The sequence below is a fragment of the Bacillus sp. EE-W1 genome (genome assembly GCF_009760835.1).
Taxonomy (GTDB): Bacteria; Bacillota; Bacilli; order Bacillales; family Bacillaceae_G; genus Bacillus_A; species Bacillus_A wiedmannii.
Map to the genome: position 1 here is coordinate 119636 of NZ_WIPE01000073.1, position 16323 is coordinate 135958.

General features: G+C 36.0%; 18 protein-coding genes. 5 read left to right on the top strand and 13 right to left on the bottom strand.

Features of this window, described 5'->3' with window-relative positions:
* Nucleotides 1-283: 283 nt before the first annotated feature.
* From GFJ36_RS19020 to hutP, 6 genes are all read right to left on the bottom strand, one after another.
* Nucleotides 284-745, bottom strand: coding sequence for a CarD family transcriptional regulator (locus GFJ36_RS19020; protein ID WP_170771247.1), 462 nt, complete (start codon nt 743-745; stop codon nt 284-286).
* Nucleotides 746-1026: 281 nt separating this feature from the next.
* A complete protein-coding gene (hutG, locus tag GFJ36_RS19025; protein WP_097889928.1) occupies nt 1027-1998 on the bottom strand; it encodes a formimidoylglutamase in 972 nt (323 codons plus the stop codon).
* Nucleotides 1977-3248 carry an imidazolonepropionase gene (hutI, locus tag GFJ36_RS19030; protein WP_097889929.1) on the bottom strand — a complete coding sequence of 424 codons (1272 nt, stop codon included), beginning with the start codon at nt 3246-3248 and terminating at the stop codon, nt 1977-1979. The genes hutG and hutI overlap by 22 nt, the downstream gene beginning before the upstream one ends.
* A 12-nt stretch (nt 3249-3260) precedes the next feature.
* On the bottom strand, nt 3261-4919 hold the full coding sequence (gene hutU, locus GFJ36_RS19035; protein ID WP_000416700.1) for a urocanate hydratase: 1659 nt from the start codon (nt 4917-4919) through the stop codon (nt 3261-3263).
* A gap of 23 nt (nt 4920-4942) precedes the next feature.
* Nucleotides 4943-6460 (bottom strand): histidine ammonia-lyase, encoded by a 1518-nt coding sequence (gene hutH, locus GFJ36_RS19040; RefSeq protein WP_000631836.1) that lies wholly within the window; start codon nt 6458-6460, stop codon nt 4943-4945.
* A 103-nt stretch (nt 6461-6563) separates the two neighbouring features.
* A complete protein-coding gene (hutP, locus tag GFJ36_RS19045; RefSeq protein WP_000926520.1) occupies nt 6564-7004 on the bottom strand; it encodes a hut operon transcriptional regulator HutP in 441 nt (146 codons plus the stop codon).
* Nucleotides 7005-7198: 194 nt separating this feature from the next.
* Here hutP and GFJ36_RS19050 point away from each other — a divergent pair, with 194 nt between their 5' ends.
* Nucleotides 7199-8146 (top strand): class I SAM-dependent methyltransferase, encoded by a 948-nt coding sequence (locus tag GFJ36_RS19050; RefSeq protein WP_141542802.1) that lies wholly within the window; start codon nt 7199-7201, stop codon nt 8144-8146.
* Nucleotides 8147-8159: 13 nt separating this feature from the next.
* Here the strand turns inward: GFJ36_RS19050 and GFJ36_RS19055 are convergent, their stop codons facing one another.
* A complete protein-coding gene (locus GFJ36_RS19055) occupies nt 8160-8732 on the bottom strand; it encodes a DJ-1/PfpI family protein (RefSeq protein ID WP_088608927.1) in 573 nt (190 codons plus the stop codon).
* On the bottom strand, nt 8729-9307 hold the full coding sequence (locus GFJ36_RS19060) for an AAA family ATPase (RefSeq protein ID WP_097889932.1): 579 nt from the start codon (nt 9305-9307) through the stop codon (nt 8729-8731). The genes GFJ36_RS19055 and GFJ36_RS19060 overlap by 4 nt, the downstream gene beginning before the upstream one ends.
* A gap of 253 nt (nt 9308-9560) precedes the next feature.
* Between GFJ36_RS19060 and GFJ36_RS19065 the strand changes: the two genes are divergently transcribed.
* Nucleotides 9561-9857: a hypothetical protein gene (locus GFJ36_RS19065; protein WP_000262403.1), complete on the top strand. Its 297-nt coding sequence runs from the start codon at nt 9561-9563 to the stop codon at nt 9855-9857.
* Between the two features lie 103 nt (nt 9858-9960).
* Nucleotides 9961-10392 carry a DUF2621 domain-containing protein gene (locus GFJ36_RS19070; protein WP_000889390.1) on the top strand — a complete coding sequence of 144 codons (432 nt, stop codon included), beginning with the start codon at nt 9961-9963 and terminating at the stop codon, nt 10390-10392.
* A 70-nt stretch (nt 10393-10462) separates the two neighbouring features.
* On the opposite strand, the gene GFJ36_RS19075 is transcribed toward GFJ36_RS19070, so the two are convergent.
* The 3 genes from GFJ36_RS19075 to GFJ36_RS30135 all read right to left on the bottom strand — a co-directional run bounded on the left by GFJ36_RS19075 (nt 10463) and on the right by GFJ36_RS30135 (nt 11921).
* Entirely contained in the window at nt 10463-10969 is a 507-nt protein-coding gene (locus GFJ36_RS19075; protein ID WP_001028637.1) for a CcdC family protein, read from the bottom strand.
* Between the two features lie 90 nt (nt 10970-11059).
* Nucleotides 11060-11767: a cytochrome c-type biogenesis protein CcdA gene (ccdA, locus tag GFJ36_RS19080; protein ID WP_001152685.1), complete on the bottom strand. Its 708-nt coding sequence runs from the start codon at nt 11765-11767 to the stop codon at nt 11060-11062.
* Nucleotides 11768-11783: 16 nt separating this feature from the next.
* The gene (locus tag GFJ36_RS30135; RefSeq protein ID WP_079999649.1) at nt 11784-11921 is read right to left on the bottom strand and encodes a peptidase T; all 138 of its coding nucleotides are present in this window, start codon (nt 11919-11921) and stop codon (nt 11784-11786) included.
* A 331-nt stretch (nt 11922-12252) separates the two neighbouring features.
* Between GFJ36_RS30135 and GFJ36_RS19085 the strand changes: the two genes are divergently transcribed.
* Together GFJ36_RS19085 and GFJ36_RS19090 are read left to right on the top strand one after the other, a co-directional pair.
* Nucleotides 12253-13161 carry an EamA family transporter gene (locus tag GFJ36_RS19085; RefSeq protein ID WP_087982059.1) on the top strand — a complete coding sequence of 303 codons (909 nt, stop codon included), beginning with the start codon at nt 12253-12255 and terminating at the stop codon, nt 13159-13161.
* An 88-nt stretch (nt 13162-13249) separates the two neighbouring features.
* Complete coding sequence (locus GFJ36_RS19090; protein ID WP_097889933.1) at nt 13250-14395, top strand: M20 peptidase aminoacylase family protein; 1146 nt, start codon at nt 13250-13252, stop codon at nt 14393-14395.
* Between the two features lie 37 nt (nt 14396-14432).
* On the opposite strand, the gene GFJ36_RS19095 is transcribed toward GFJ36_RS19090, so the two are convergent.
* Both GFJ36_RS19095 and GFJ36_RS19100 read right to left on the bottom strand, forming a co-directional pair.
* Nucleotides 14433-15377 carry an ABC transporter permease gene (locus GFJ36_RS19095; RefSeq protein ID WP_000482782.1) on the bottom strand — a complete coding sequence of 315 codons (945 nt, stop codon included), beginning with the start codon at nt 15375-15377 and terminating at the stop codon, nt 14433-14435.
* A complete protein-coding gene (locus GFJ36_RS19100; protein WP_000180637.1) occupies nt 15370-16281 on the bottom strand; it encodes an ABC transporter ATP-binding protein in 912 nt (303 codons plus the stop codon). The genes GFJ36_RS19095 and GFJ36_RS19100 overlap by 8 nt, the downstream gene beginning before the upstream one ends.
* Between the last annotated feature and the right edge of the window lie 42 nt (nt 16282-16323).

Consider the following 16323-nt stretch of genomic DNA (forward strand, 5'->3'; position numbering starts at 1 on the left):
CCCTACCTCTCTTTCATCCTTACGGCTCCTCGTCCGTGCCAGTGTGAATCAGGATTGCAAAAATCAAGTAACTATTCTATCGAAGTGTTTAATTAAACTTCGAATATTCGTAAAGAATTTAAAAAATAAAAATGGATTTGATTGTAGTAATAACAAAAGAGGTTAATGCTCTAAAAGTGGTTTGAAAGAATTGAATGTCTTTGAAATGATTAATTCTCTATAATTATGTTCCCAAAAAATTCAAAACCTTTTTTGGGATCTAATACATTATTTGTAATGAATCTTAACAAAAGCTTTTTATTTGACTTTCTGTGATACCTTCAATTAATCCCAGTTCACTAATCAAAAATTCGTGTGCGTTATCTAACATTTTCTTTTCGCTTGCATTAAGTGCTTTTTCTTTCTGCATACGTAATAAATCACGTACAACTTCAGCACCTTCTTGTATTTTACCCGTCTTTATTTTATCAGTGTTCAATTTATACCTTTGTTTCCACGTAAGTAATCTATCAGATTCTCCATGTTGAAAAATATCCAATATGTGTGCTATTGCCGTTATATCCGTGACTGGTCGTATATTTGAGCTCAATATTCTCCCTGCCGGAATCATTACTTCCATATTACTACCCGACATTTTTATAACATAATATTGTTGTTTTTCTCCTGTGATTTCCTTCTCTTCTATGGCTTTAATTATACCTGCTCCCTGCATTGGATAAACAATGTTATCGCCAATTTGAAACAAATAATCCACCTCCATATATGGTAACCTTCTCAATCTTAACACACAATCAATTTTTTAGCAAAATTTTTATTTTATCATAAAATTATTTTTAATGTCAATCCTTTCGAACTAAGAAAATAATTTCGTAAAATATCATTAAAAACCCGCAATCTTATTAACTTTTCCTCACATATATACATTCTAATTTCACCTTCTCTTTTTACATAAAAACACATTACTACATATAAATAGTAATGTGTTTTTTATACGGAATCGTTAAACATTCCCTATTAATTTCACGCCTATACACTTACCTGCTTACGTACTGTCTCTCTCGCTAAAAGAAAACTCATAATCACTTGTGCAGCTACTCGACTCGTCATATCTCTGAAATCAAGGGTTGGATCAATTTCTACTATATCCATCCCTTGAACGAGCGGTTCTTTACCAAGAAATTCAATCGCATCAAGTAAAGTCGTACTATCCATACCGCCAGGACCAATTGCTGGACAACCTGGTGCAAATGCTTGATCTAGTACATCCATATCAAGAGAAATGTAAATAGAAGTCACGCCTTGCTTTCTTAATACTTCAATACTTTCTGTGATAATATCTTTGATTTGTCGCTCTCGTACATCTTTCATTGTATACACTGTCACGCCATGTTCTTTTGCATATTCATGGTACGCTCGTGCATTTGAAAAATTACGAATTCCGATTTGAACGAGTTGTTTTCCTGTAATGACATCATTTTCTAGTAAACTACGGAACGGTGTCCCATTTGATGGGCCACCATCATCTAAATTACGTAAATCATGATGGGCATCAAATTGAATAACGCCGACCTTCCCTTTACTATTTGCAAACCCTGTTATACTCGGAAAACTAATCGAATGGTCACCACCAAGAACGATTGGTATCATGTTCGGATTTACTTTCGTTACATGACCAACTGTTTTCGCAATTCGCTTATGACTTTCTTTTATATCCGTCACATGCATCGTAATATCGCCGCAATCATATAAGACACTTTCTTTCATATCATGTTCTTCTGTAATCGCGTACGTGCTATATGCATCTAACATTGAACGAATTGTTTTTGGTGCAAAACTTGCTCCTGAATGACTAATAGATGGTTTAGAAAGGGGTGCTCCAATTAAGGCAGCACCGAATATTTCCAAGCCTTCCTCCCAATCTTTAATCATCTCACTCCATTTCGTCACTTCACGATCGATAAACTTTGCATTTTTCTTTAAATAGTGGCCGTGCTCCACGATTGTTCACCTCTTGTATATGCGATATTACCATTTTTCCATACTGTATTTACATGACTTACGCCGTAATGATACGGTACGTAAGCATAATTGTAAGCATCCCATAGAACTAAATCTGCCTTGCGACCAACTCTAATTTTCCCAGCTACATCGCCACGATTAATTGCGTAAGAAGAGTTAACTGTTACTGCATTCCAAACTTCTTCTGGTGTCATTTTCAGCTTGAGCATTGCAATGCTCATAATAAGCTGAATGTTCTCAGTTGGACAACTACCTGGGTTAAAGTCTGTAGCCAAAGCAACCGCAACACCTTCATCAATCATTTTACGTCCACGAGCAAAGCTTTCTTTATTTAAATAGAAAGTTGTTCCTGGTAATAAAGTCGCTACTGTATTAGAGTTTGCAAGCATTTCAATTCCTTTATCAGAAGCGCCAACTAAATGGTCCGCTGATGCTGCACCAATTTCAGCCGCTGCTTCCGCGCCACCAAGAGGGTCAATTTCATCTGCATGAATTTTCACATCAAACCCAAGCTCTTTCGCTTTTAATAAAAACTCTTTTGACTCTTCAACAGAGAACACACCTGTTTCACAGAAAATATCAACGAATTCAGCTAATTGCTTCTCTTTCATTTCTGGTAGTAGGTCTAACATCCATTGTAAAAATTCTTTTGATCTACCTTTATACTCTTTCGGAACTGCATGAGCACCTAAAAATGTGGAAACTAAATCAATCGAGTGCTCTTTTTGTAATTGTGCAGTTGCCTCTAATTGTTTCCATTCCGTCTCATCATCTAATCCGTAACCACTCTTCGCTTCTACAGTTGTAACTCCGAAAGATAACATACGGTCTAAATGGAATTTCGCTTTTTGAACAAGTTCTTCTCTCGACGCCTGTTTCGTTGCATTTACAGTTGAAAGAATACCTCCGCCTTGTTCTAAAATTTCTAAGTACGGAACTCCTTGTAATTTTAGTGCGATTTCATTTTCACGAGATCCACCAAATACAAGGTGAGTATGCGGATCAACAAGACCAGGAGAAACCATTTTCCCGCCGCAATCAATAACTTCTTTCGCTTGTAATCCTTTAGCTTCTTCCGCTGTTCCAACGAAAGTAATTACGCCATTTTCAATTCCAACCGCACCGTTTTCGATAACAGGAAGCGTGTTCATCGCTTCCCGTCTTAACAAGCCATCTTCTTGATCCATTGTTAGTAATTGACCGATATTTATTAGTAAAGTGTCCAGCATGTTTTCTCCTCCTTATTTCATCATTGGAATGTTAACGCCTTTTTCTTTCGCAGTTTCCACAGCTAAGTCATATCCTGCATCAACGTGACGAACAACACCCATACCAGGATCAGAAGTTAATACGCGCTCAATACGTTTTGCTGCCGCTTCTGTTCCATCTGCAACGATAACCATTCCAGCGTGAAGTGAATAACCCATACCAACGCCACCACCGTGGTGAACAGACACCCAGCTCGCACCGTTTACACTATTAATTAATGCATTTAAAATTGGCCAATCGGCTACTGCGTCACTACCGTCTTTCATCGCTTCTGTTTCACGGTTTGGAGATGCTACTGATCCGCAATCTAAATGGTCACGGCCGATAACGATCGGTGCTGATAATTCACCATTTGCCACCATTTCATTAATGATGCGACCAAATTTCGCGCGCTCACCGTAACCTAACCAACAAATACGAGATGGAAGACCTTGGAACTCAACTTGCTGACGAGCCATACGAATCCAGTTACATAAATGCTCATTATCCGCAAACTCACGTAATATTACTTCGTCTGTTTTATAAATATCTTCTGGATCACCAGAAAGTGCTACCCAGCGGAATGGTCCTTTTCCTTCGCAGAATAATGGACGGATAAATGCTGGAACGAATCCTGGGAAATCGAATGCATTTTTCAAACCTTCATCGAAAGCAACTTGGCGAATGTTATTTCCATAATCAAATGTAATTGCGCCTTTTTCTTGCATAGCAAGCATTGCTTCTACATGTTTTGTCATGCTTTCTTTTGATAATTGTACGTAACGTTCTGGATCTTCTTCACGAAGTTTCGCTGCTTCTTCTAATGTGAAACCTACTGGAATATAACCGTTTAATGGATCATGAGCAGATGTTTGATCCGTAACTAAATCTGGCGTAATATTGCGCTTCACTAGTTCTGGTAAAATCTCTGCCGCATTTCCTAATAAACCAATTGAAATTGGTTCTTTCTTCTCTTTATACTCGTTCGCAACCGTTAATGCTTCTTCTAATGATTCTGTATACATATCACAGTATCTCTTTTCAATACGACGATCGATGCTGCGCTTATCAACATCAATAGCAATGACAACACCGCCGTTCATCGTTACAGCAAGAGGTTGTGCACCACCCATACCACCTAAGCCGGCAGTAAGTGTTAATGTACCTTTTAATGAACCATCGAAATGTTGACGTGCCGCTTCGCCAAACGTTTCATATGTTCCTTGTAAAATACCTTGTGTTCCAATGTAAATCCAGCTACCTGCTGTCATTTGTCCGTACATCATAAGACCTTTCTTCTCTAGTTCACGGAAGTGATCCCAGTTCGCCCATTTTGGTACTAAGTTTGAATTCGCTAAAAGAACGCGAGGTGCATCTTCATGCGATTTAAAGATTGCAACTGGTTTTCCTGATTGAACAAGTAATGTTTCATCGCTTTCTAACGTTTTTAATGAATCTACAATCGCATGGTAGCTTTCCCAGTTACGAGCTGCACGGCCAATTCCGCCATATACAACTAATTCTTCTGGTTTTTCAGCAACTTCAGGATCTAAATTGTTCATTAACATACGAAGTGCAGCTTCTTGAACCCACCCTTTCGTTTGTAATTCAGTACCTCTTGGCGCGCGAATTGTTTGTTTAACTTTTTCCATTTCAATCTCTCCCTTTTCTCATTTTATAGTGCCGCGTTTACATCTAATCTTTCTTTTATCGAATAATTCGTTTTTAACCAGTGCGTAATATTTTCAATATCCGTTGAGAATATGCGATCATTTGTAATAGAAGGTACTTGTTGACGGCCTTGATGGTAGAAGCTCTTCGTCACTGTACTCATGTTTTCAATACCGCGATATTCCGCTGCTTGCATCGCACAAATCATCTCAATTGAAAGAACACGTCTTACATTTTGAATAATTTGATGTGCATGGCGTGAAGCGATTGTTCCCATACTTACGTGATCTTCTTGGTTAGCTGATGACGGGATTGAATCAACACTCGCTGGATGTGCTAACGTTTTATTTTCAGAAACAAGTGACGCTGCAGCGTATTGCATAATCATTGCACCAGACTGAAGTCCTGGTTCTGGACTTAAAAATGGAGGTAAATCATTTAATTGCGGATTTACTAAACGCTCAATACGACGCTCTGAAATATTTGCAAGTTCCGCCATTCCTACTTTTAAGAAGTCCATCGCAAACGCAATCGGTTGACCATGGAAATTCCCACCCGAAATTACTTTTTCTCCGCCATCAAAGATTAGCGGATTATCTGTTGCTGCATTCATTTCAATTTCTAATTTTTCTTTCACATAATTTAAAACTTGCCAAGAAGCACCGTGTACTTGCGGGATACAGCGAAGTGAATATGCATCCTGTACTCGTAGTTCTCCTTGTTTTGTTGTTAATTTACTATCATGAAGGATGTTACGAATTCTGCTCGCTACTTCCACTTGCTCTTTATAACCACGCGCTTTATGAACATTTTCATCAAATGCATCAATAATGCCTTGTAATCCTTCAATTGTCATCGAAGCAATGAATTCAGCTTGATACGCCATTGCTTCTGCTTCTATATAAGAAAGAACTCCTTGCGCTGTCATCGCCTGCGTACCATTAATTAATGCAAGCCCTTCTTTCGCTTCAAGTTCAATCGGTTCAAGACCTTCTTCTGTAAGAGCAACCATCGCATGAACGCGTTTCCCCTTATAGAACACTTCACCTTCGCCTAATAATACAAGCGCAAGATGAGATAAAGGTGCTAAATCGCCACTCGCACCAAGTGACCCTTGTTGCGGAACGACTGGGTGAATTTTACGATTTACAAACTCAAGAAGCATATTTACAACAAGTGGTCTAACACCAGATACTCCTTTTAGCATCGTGTTCGCTCGTAAAATTAACATACCGCGTGATACTTCTTCAGGGAATGGATCACCTATACCACATGCATGTGACTGAATTAAATTGTGTTGAAGTGCCTTTACATCATCTTTTTGAATAAGCACATCACTGAACTTTCCAAATCCAGTTGTAATACCGTAAACGACTTTTCCGTCCTCTACAATTTTCTCAACAACTTCGCGGCACTCCGCCACCTTTTGCATACTATTTGGACAAGCTGTTACACCTTCCCCTTCAAGTAACAACCTCTTCATTTCTTCAATTGTCAATGTGTGTCCTGTTAACGTAATCATTCTTTTTCCTCCTTAAAAAGGCAAAAGGGGACCTTATCTTTTTAAGACAGACTTCTGTCCTAAAAAAGTAAGGCCCCCTTCTAACTAATAGACTATGGGCAAATCATATGTGATTAATTCCTAAACCAATCGCCTCATGCTCAGATCCTTTTACAGGTGCACCAATCGTTCCATATAATGCAACAGCAACCCATTCGCCTTCTTTTTTTCCGTCGTATGGTCTACCGCGCACAATCGCAAAGCGAAGTCCTACTGTACGAAGAACGTCTGCTAACTGAATTTGACCTCTCGTCACTCCGTACAAAGCTTCCATAATTGCATGATAAAGTGCATGTGTTTCTCTGTAAACATCTGTTTCAATAACTTGGGTGCTCTTAGCCGCTGTTTCCATTGCTGCTACAACTTTTTGCGAATTCATCGAACCCACTTTCCCCGTACAATACTTCCAACCTTTTGGAATAGATAATACAGGGCTTTCATTCTCATCCGCAAGTGCCAACAACATGGCCATACGACCAATTCGATGTGTTCCTTGAAGAAGCATGTGACTCTCTCATTTCTTTTAATTATTTGAATATTTCTTAATTTAAGAATATATGAAAACGGTTAAATCGTCAATAGTTTAAACTCACATTCGAACAATTTTTTCATCCCCTCCATTTGTGTACACAAATTATTTACACGAATTTTTCAGGCGTGCTATAGTCTCACTAACAGATGCAAAGGGGCGAGATTTCAATGAAGAAGCGAAAAGATATTCATTTTCGAATTGAAGAAAAATTACTTGAAAGGTTTGAAGCTGCACTCCATTACGAAGGTTTAAGGAAAACCGACGTATTAACACACGCGATTCAGCAATTTTGCACGAAGGTGGAATGTGAAAAAATGAATGATGTAAAACGCCAATATAACGTAAGCAACCATTTACAGACACGTATCGATACGCATAAACATTACGAAGAAAAACAAATGAATTTAGATGAACTCGTCATGGAACATTTACAACTTCAAGGAGAAGAAAAAATATTAGAGGTTGGGTGTGCTAATGGAAATTTTCTTTCCCTTTTACAAACTAACGGTCATAAAGGCCAACTAACCGGTTTTGATCAATCGAAAACGATGCTTTCTGAAGCTGCAATAAAGAATAGCATAATTGAATGGAGACTAGGTGATGCTGGTAAACTTCCTTTTGAAGCTAATTGCTATGACTGGGTCATCGCAAGACATATGTTATATCACATGAAAGATGTCGAAAAAACAGTTCAAGGATTCCATAAAGTAATTCGTCCCGGAGGCTCACTTTTAGCTACAACAAATTCTGACGTTACATTACCTCGTATAGTTGAAATGTGTAACCGCATGTTAGACGCATTTGATTTACCAAAAACAACATCATCAGTCACTCCATTTTGTTTAGAAAATGGTAAAGAGATATTACAGTCTGTTTTTCCAACTGTTGAAGAAACAGTTATTCATAATGCTCTCGTTTTTCATCATGCTACTCCGATTGTAAACTATATTTCTAGCATGTTTCCATCGCTAAATATACCTGATAATACATATCTTCACGCCGAAATGAAGGAATGGCTAAAAGAAGAAGTAGAAAATGAATTGTCACTTCATAACGGTATATGGCGCGACCCGAAAACGTTAGCCATTTATCGATGTAAAAAAGAAAAAAGCTAGCAAATGCTAGCTTTTATACATTCTCATGTAAAAGTTTCTCCAGCATCATATTGCCCTTACCACCGTAAAAATTTATATTATGTTCGTTCGCTACTCCAAAATAAGAAGCAACCGCTATTCCGAATGGTACAAATGCATGCCCCTGTGCTGTAATAATATTTGAGTGTCGCACAACTTCTTCATACACAAAATTTTCTACTGGAAAACAATCTAATTTTTTATAATCCATAGTCACTGTATACGAGATGTCTTTGAATAAGCCTGCTTTTGCTATCGCATACGGTCCAGCACAAATCGCAGCTACTAATTTTACTTTTTCAGAAAATTGGCGAATGACTGAAAAGAGAATATCTGCGTCTTTCATATGTACTGCGTCTCCCCCTGGAATCATAATCCCCTCATATTCATCTACACGCACTTCACTTAATTCTATATGCGGTTGTACTTGCAATCCTGTTTCACTTATAATCAACTCTTTTGTTAAGCCCGCAGTAATGATTTCATATTTCTTTTTCAACAATGCTGTTGCTACTGTAATTTCAAACTCCGCAAATGTTGGGTATACGAATAATAATATTTTTTTCATAGTCCTTTCTCCTTTAACCAGCCCATAAAATATGCTTCTAACTCATCCACTGTTAATGTATTCGTGTCCACATAAGTTACAGGAAATTGTTTATACCATTCTTTTTCAGTTTCTACTAATTTAAATAGTTCTTCAAATGTACTGCGGTTTCTTGTCCTATCATTATTTTTTCTATCATATACATTCTTTTTCGTAACATCTAAATAAAAAATTGCATCCGAACAGCATTCTCTTAATTTATACAATTCATCTTTTAATTCTGTTTCTATATCCCACTCTTTCCCTATCATTTTCGGATAAAAGAGTGTATAAAATTCAATATCTTCTGGTCCGCGATCAAAAATCACGACTGAATCTTTCACATTTTGAAACTCCTTTATTTTTGCTTCCATGAACATTTTTTGATTTATAATAAACCCTTCTTTTGAATTCATATCCAAATTTAATTGTTTTCTCTTTTCTACAATTGGATATGGATTTTCATATATAATTGAAAATCCACATCGCTCTAACCTTATAGCCAATGTTGTTTTCCCACTTGCCATCGGTCCTTGGAGTGAAATTACATATGCCATTCCTCTCATTCCCTTGCACTTTAGTACACCTATAATATACAGAATTTTGAAAACTATAAACAGAATATATATCATCTTGTTTCTTAATCTTATCTAACTTATAATAAAAATAGAGATTATGACGGACGCATCAATAATGTAAGCTTGGAAATCCAAGCTTACATTATTTTTTGCTTTCCCTTTTCTAATAAAAAGAGTATACTAATTTAGAACGTATGTTCTTAATGATTACATACAGTAAGGAGATAGAACAATGGTATACGATACAAAAGCAATTTCTTGGAATGAGTCTTTAAAACAACTTCAACGCCGCTATACAAACAAACAAGTTGATCGAAAAGAATTTGAAGATATTGAACTGATGGAATTCTTCCGCGATAACGACTACATTTCTTTACCTACACATATAAGCGGCCTATCAACAGCACGTTTTACTTCTTACTCTATTTTCACAACTGAAGATAAAGATCGTAAAGTTGGCACATTAATCATTGAATATGTAGAAGATGATAATAATAATTTATGTGTTGAACAACTATACTTTGTTTAAATGATAACGCTTGGTCAAATTGACCAGGCGTTCTTGCTTTCTATGAATATCACTGTTTATAATATGAATAAAAGAAAACCGCAATCATTAAGGGGGGATAAGCTTGCTCGAAGGATGGTTCAGTTGGTTCATAGTGCTATGGACTGTTATTTTATTAGGACTTATGTCTATCGGTGGATACTTTATGTTCAGAAAATTCCTAAAACGATTACCTAAAGAAGATGGTATGTCCATTTTAGATTGGGAAGAGCACTATATTAATAAAACTAGACATTTATGGGATGAAGAACAAAAACAATTGTTAGAAGAGCTCGTAAGTCCTGTTCCAGAACTATTTCGCGATGTTGCTAAATCAAAAATTGCTGGCAAAATCGGAGAACTGGCATTACAAGAAAAAGCCTCTCAAATTACACAAGATTTAATTATCAAAGGATATATTATTGCTACACCGAAGCGTGATCATAAATTTTTAGTAAAAAAACTACAAGAAAAAGAGATTGATTATTCAAACTATAAGTCTTTACTCGCAAAATAACTTCACATTATTTTCAATAAAAAAGACAGCGCCTTTGACGCTGTCTTTTTATTTTATACATATACAGTTTTTAAGTTAATTTCATATCTTTTTCATTATAAAAACCATCTTCTTTTTCCATTTCCTTCTGTAATTTCGTAAAGGAACGGTACATAGCAATTCTCCATGACACAATCATCGCGAACGCCAGTAAGAAGAACATGCCACTAAGTTGTCCTAAATCAAGAGATTGACTTAAGTATGTTTTAAATACAATCCGCACGACAAGTAATCCAATTAATATAAAAACAAATGCTTTTGAACGCTTCAAATAAATCTCTTGTCCTCTAATTTCAAATTTAGATGTTTTAATAAGAAAAATAGAGAAAAACAAACCGACGCCAATTGCTTCTAACATTTCTGCTGGAGTTAATCGAAATTCAGGAAAAACAAACATCAACGCTCCCGTGCTCATAAAAAATGGTGGGAGTATAATTTTTTTCAATGTTGCCGGTTTCTTAGCTGCTTTTAAACGAATAAACATCGCACCAACAGCCATACAAACAGCAACGATACTGGATAAAACAACTATGTTCATATTTTCTCATCCTTTTTTGTGGCTATATGCAAAATATACTTTCATTATATGCTTTTCCGTTAGTATTTCCAACATTTTCACAGAATAATACTAAAAACCGGTAAAACCACCAAATAAACTTGAGAAATATACGATAATTTTCGTCATCCAGTTGAAATATAGGAAGATACCCATGACAATCATAACATATCCTCCAATCTTCATGAATTTCATACTATTTCTTTTAATCCAAGACATTTTCGTAATAAAGAATGATAGTACGAAAAATGGGATAGCAAACCCAAGTATGTATGCTATCATATAAATCATTGCTGATTCTGGATTTGTTGCAGCTAATCCAATTACAGACACTAAAATAGGTCCAGTACATGGTGTCCATCCTGCAGCAAAGGCCAACCCAATTAGAACGGATCCCAAATAGCCACTCGGACGATTTTTAAACGTAAATTTACGGTCTTGCATTAAAAACTTTGGCTTAAACACACCGACAATAATAAGACCGAACACGATGATAAATATACCACCTAACTGTCTAATTAAATCTTTATAATTTGTAAAGATGCCTCCAATAAAACTTGTACCAAATCCAATTGCAATAAATATAATTGAAAATCCAAGTAAGAAAAACGCTGTATGTATCATACTTCTTTTGCGAAGCATTGCATTTTCTTCTTTCAACTCAGAAACCGACATACCTGTTATGTACGATAAAAATGCCGGATAAAGCGGTAAGCAACATGGGGAAATAAATGATAAAAATCCAGCGCCAAACGCTAAAAAAATACTAATATCTTGCATGATTCCACTCCTCTCCTTACATATTGTAGCAAAAACACATAAAAATACTATGAACAATTCGTGAACTCACTTTAACAACGTGATAATAAGAAAAACTACCCTTACAAACAGTTTCTAATAAAACGTTTTCATTTCCTTCTATTATATAGAACAATCTTAATTGGACTAAGAAACTTCTCTAATTGTTATTAACATAACAAAGGTAACATAGTTTCTCAAATGATTAGCACACTATAATGGACTACCCTTCTATATCCCTAAAAAATATTTTTTTCAAATGCTGTCTTTATACAATACGAAGCTGATTTTACAATACTTTTATTATTACTAATTTCAAGATTATGCATAAATATCATACTTTTATTATTATTCTATAAAATGTCACACTTTTCTTTTATTTGACCCTTTATTTTTAATTTTGTATACTTCCCTCTAGTTATATATGTCCGTTAGGAACAATTTCATATAGATGGGAGGAATTTTTCATGCTTCGTTATTCTCTTTTAGTTTTATTAGGAGCGTGTAGTTATGGGATTTTAGCTATTTTCGTTAAACTTGCCTATGCAGAAGGATTTTCACTTGGAGAGGTAATTGGCAGCCAATATTTGTTCGGTTGGATTATTTTGCTTGCTATTACTCTTCTATTTTCTAGACATCGTGTTCCATTAAAACAAGCGTTAATTTTATTCGTTGCAGGTACATCTGCAAGTTTTACTGGAATTTTTTATTATGCTTCATTAAAAACTGTACCAGCATCTATTGCAATTATACTTTTATTCCAATTCGTTTGGGTCGGAATTATTATTGAAGCAGTCGCAACAAAAACATTACCTTCAAGAGAAAAGGTTATTTCCGTTATTTTCTTACTTGCAGGTACATTTTTATCAAGTGGTTTACTAGAAAAATCAGCAGGTGATTTCGATATGACTGGAATCATACTAGGTTTATTATCTGCTGTTACATTCGCAACATACATTTTCGTGAGCGGAAAAGTTGCTGTTGAAGTACCTTCATTACCGCGCGGTGTTCTCTTAATGACTGGCGCTTTAACTTTAGTAATGATCGTATTCCCGCCAACATTTATTTTTAGCGGTGCAATTTCTGAAGGACTTTGGAAATACGGTTTAGGATTAGGAACATTTAGTATCGTCATTCCTTCTATCGCCTTTACAATCGGTATTCCAAAGATCGGTTCTGGCTTAGCGACTATTCTTGGTGCAGCAGAACTACCAGTTACAACAATTATGTCTGTATTCGTTTTAAAAGAAGCGGTGCTATCTTCACAATGGATCGGTGTATCACTTATTTTAATCGGTATTGCAATCCCGCAAATTGCCTATGCAATGCGTGGGCGTTATCATAAACATCATACACACAAAAAATTGGCAGCATAAAACGAGAGAGGATTTTCATTTGAGAATCCTCTCTTTTCTTATTGTATAATTAATGTAAATACATTAATTAAGAAAGAAGGCATTATACGTGGCAGCAAATCTAGAGCAATTAACTGAGATGCTAATTTCTATTCGTCGAAATTTACATGAGCATCCAGAATTATCATACGAAGAATTTGAAACGACGAAGACTATAAAAAATTGGTTAGAAGAGAAAAACATTACGATTATAAATTCTAGTTTAGAAACAGGCGTTATTGCTGAAATTTCAGGGAATAATAGCGGACCAATTATAGCAATCCGTGCTGATATTGATGCCCTTCCTATTCAAGAAGAAACACATTTACCGTACGCTTCAAAAATTCCCGGTAAAATGCATGCTTGTGGGCATGATTTTCATACAGCTGCTATTATAGGTGCCGCTTATTTATTAAAAGAAAAAGAATCTTCTCTTAGCGGAACTGTACGCTTTATATTCCAACCAGCTGAAGAAAGTAGCAATGGTGCTCGCAAAATAATTGAAGCCGGGCATTTACATGGCGTGCAAGCTATTTTCGGTATGCATAATAAACCTGATTTACCAGTAGGTACAATCGGTATTAAAGATGGTCCACTGATGGCCGGGGTCGATCGATTTGAAATTAAAATTCACGGAGTTGGTACACATGCAGCTGTACCTGATGCTGGGGTAGACCCTATTGTCGCGTCCTCTCAAATCGTGATGGCACTCCAAACAATTGTAAGCCGAAATATAAGCTCTTCACATAATGCCGTCGTCAGTGTCACAAACATCCATTCAGGAAATACGTGGAACGTAATTCCTGAAAAAGCAACGCTGGAAGGAACTGTACGTACATTCCAAACTGAAACACGTGAAAAGATTCCTGCACTAATGAAACGTATTATTCAAGGAGTTTCTGATGCATTAGGTGTAAAAACAGAATTTCGTTTTTATGCAGGTCCTCCTGCTGTTCATAACGATACATCTTTAACAAACTTATCCTCTCAAGTTGCTGAAAAAATGAATTTAAATATCATCTCTCCTACCCCGTCAATGGCCGGAGAAGATTTTTCTTTTTATCAACAAGAAATACCTGGTTCATTCGTTTTTATGGGAACGAGTGGTACACATGAATGGCATCATCCAGCTTTTACAGTAGATGAGCAAGCATTACCTATAAGTGCAGAATACTTCGCTTTGTTAGCTGAAAAAGCACTTAAACAATTTGCATAAAAAAGGAGCCGTTAAGAAATACTTAACGGCTCCTTTTTTAAGTTAAATCGCGTTTTAAAAATACTGTATAGGAAATGCTTAAAAATACAAATAAATATAGTAATAACATACATGAAGCAAACGGGAATGTTACTCCATCAATAAAACTTCCATTCTTTGAAATACTGTATAAATCTGTGTTTGCTGGCAATAAATATTTCGCCCAATCATATCTAGTCGCTGCTAATAATGCAATATTTCCTGATAAAGCAAGAAATAGTGAAATACCAATCGCGCCTCCACTAGATCTTGTTAATACAGAAATCATAAATGCAAACGCTGCGTACACAATCGTCGGCAACCACGATAAGATATAATACTTACTAGCTTCCACAAAAATATTTTGTTTTATAATATTTCCATCTTGGAAAATAAGCTCGCTCCATGCAGGCTGTTGGAATTTATAAATAACAAGTCCACATAAAGTGGAGAAAATCATATTAAATATAAACAATAACGCTGCAAATATCACAATTGCTAAAAATTTAGCTGTCAAAATTTTAAATCGACTCGCTGGTCGTATCGTTAAAAATTTATATGTTCCCCAGCTATATTCATTCGCAAAAATTGTACTTGCATACACGAGGATAAATGGGAGCAATATTGGAAATACGATAAAACCTGTATCTCTCATGAAAGAAAGCGGAGAACTGCTTGCCGGTGCTGTATCTGTATCTAAATGCTTCATCTTAAGCTGATATTCCTTTACAAGCTCGTCCCCAGATCGTTCTGCTAATATAGCTTCTTTTTTCATACCTAGCTTTTTCTCTATTTCTACAGTTCGTTCTGTATAATCGGCTTTCCATCCTTTTGTTTCCGGTTCTAAATACTTTACCGTAACCCACCCTAATCCAATTATTAATACTGCAATAACTGCAAAGGGAATAATCGTTCGCTTTCGCTTAAATATTTTATACAGTTCGTTATACACTAAATTAAACAATATCTTTTCCCCCTGTTAATTCTAAAAATTGCTCTTCTAACGTTTTTCTTTCTTCATATACACGATACACTTGAATATTTTTCTCAAGCAATATACGAATAACATTTGGGATTTCTTCATCTTTTACATGAATAAGTAGATCATTACCTTTTATTAAAACATCTTGGTCTAACATTTCTGCTGCTTTATTCGCATCATCTACACGTATACGGATTGTCTCCATCTCTTCTCTTTGATTATGCTGAATATTTTGCGTCGCCACATATTCTCCATGCTGAATAATGATAACTCTATCACACATTAATTCAACTTCTGAAAGTAAGTGACTAGATACAAGTACCGCTTTCCCTTGTTCATGTGCAATTTTCTTTATGTACATTCTCATTTCATGTATTCCACTAGGATCTAATCCATTCGTTGGTTCATCTAATATTAATACATCTGGATCGTGAATAAGCGCTTGAGCAATTCCTAAACGTTGTCTCATGCCGAGTGAATATGCTTTTACTTTTCGGTCAATTACTTGTCCCATCCCTAACAATTTCACTACTTCATCGATACGTTCTTCCGTCACGTTACCATTCATTCGTCCGAAATATGTTAAATTTTCATAGCCGCTCAAAAAAGGATAAAATTCCGGTGTCTCAATTACTGCTCCAATTTTCGCAGCAGTACTTTCAAATTGCTGTTTTACAGATTGACCGTCAATCCAAACTTCACCCTCTGTCATACGAATCATGCCGACCATCATTCTCATTAAAGTCGTTTTTCCAGCACCATTTGGTCCGAGCAAGCCAACTACTTCACCCTTTTTAACTTCGAAACTAATATTTTCTACAAGTGTCTTTGAACCGATTCGCTTCGTTAACCGCTCAACCTTTACAATTGATTGTTCATTTGTCATACTATACAACCTTTCCTTCCCATTCTTTGTCAGGTCTTTACA

Excerpts from the sequence above, each read along its gene's own strand:
- hutI (WP_097889929.1), bottom strand. The coding sequence starts at position 3,248 with ATGCTGGACACTTTACTAATAAATATCGGTCAATTACTAACAATGGAT.
- hutU (WP_000416700.1), bottom strand. The coding sequence starts at position 4,919 with ATGGAAAAAGTTAAACAAACAATTCGCGCGCCAAGAGGTACTGAATTA.
- hutH (WP_000631836.1), bottom strand. The coding sequence starts at position 6,460 with ATGATTACGTTAACAGGACACACATTGACAATTGAAGAAATGAAGAGG.
- hutP (WP_000926520.1), bottom strand. The coding sequence starts at position 7,004 with ATGCTTCTTCAAGGAACACATCGAATTGGTCGTATGGCCATGTTGTTG.
- GFJ36_RS19050 (WP_141542802.1), top strand. The coding sequence starts at position 7,199 with ATGAAGAAGCGAAAAGATATTCATTTTCGAATTGAAGAAAAATTACTT.
- GFJ36_RS19055 (WP_088608927.1), bottom strand. The coding sequence starts at position 8,732 with ATGAAAAAAATATTATTATTCGTATACCCAACATTTGCGGAGTTTGAA.
- GFJ36_RS19060 (WP_097889932.1), bottom strand. The coding sequence starts at position 9,307 with ATGGCATATGTAATTTCACTCCAAGGACCGATGGCAAGTGGGAAAACA.
- GFJ36_RS19065 (WP_000262403.1), top strand. The coding sequence starts at position 9,561 with ATGGTATACGATACAAAAGCAATTTCTTGGAATGAGTCTTTAAAACAA.
- GFJ36_RS19075 (WP_001028637.1), bottom strand. The coding sequence starts at position 10,969 with ATGAACATAGTTGTTTTATCCAGTATCGTTGCTGTTTGTATGGCTGTT.
- ccdA (WP_001152685.1), bottom strand. The coding sequence starts at position 11,767 with ATGCAAGATATTAGTATTTTTTTAGCGTTTGGCGCTGGATTTTTATCA.
- GFJ36_RS19085 (WP_087982059.1), top strand. The coding sequence starts at position 12,253 with ATGCTTCGTTATTCTCTTTTAGTTTTATTAGGAGCGTGTAGTTATGGG.
- GFJ36_RS19100 (WP_000180637.1), bottom strand. The coding sequence starts at position 16,281 with ATGACAAATGAACAATCAATTGTAAAGGTTGAGCGGTTAACGAAGCGA.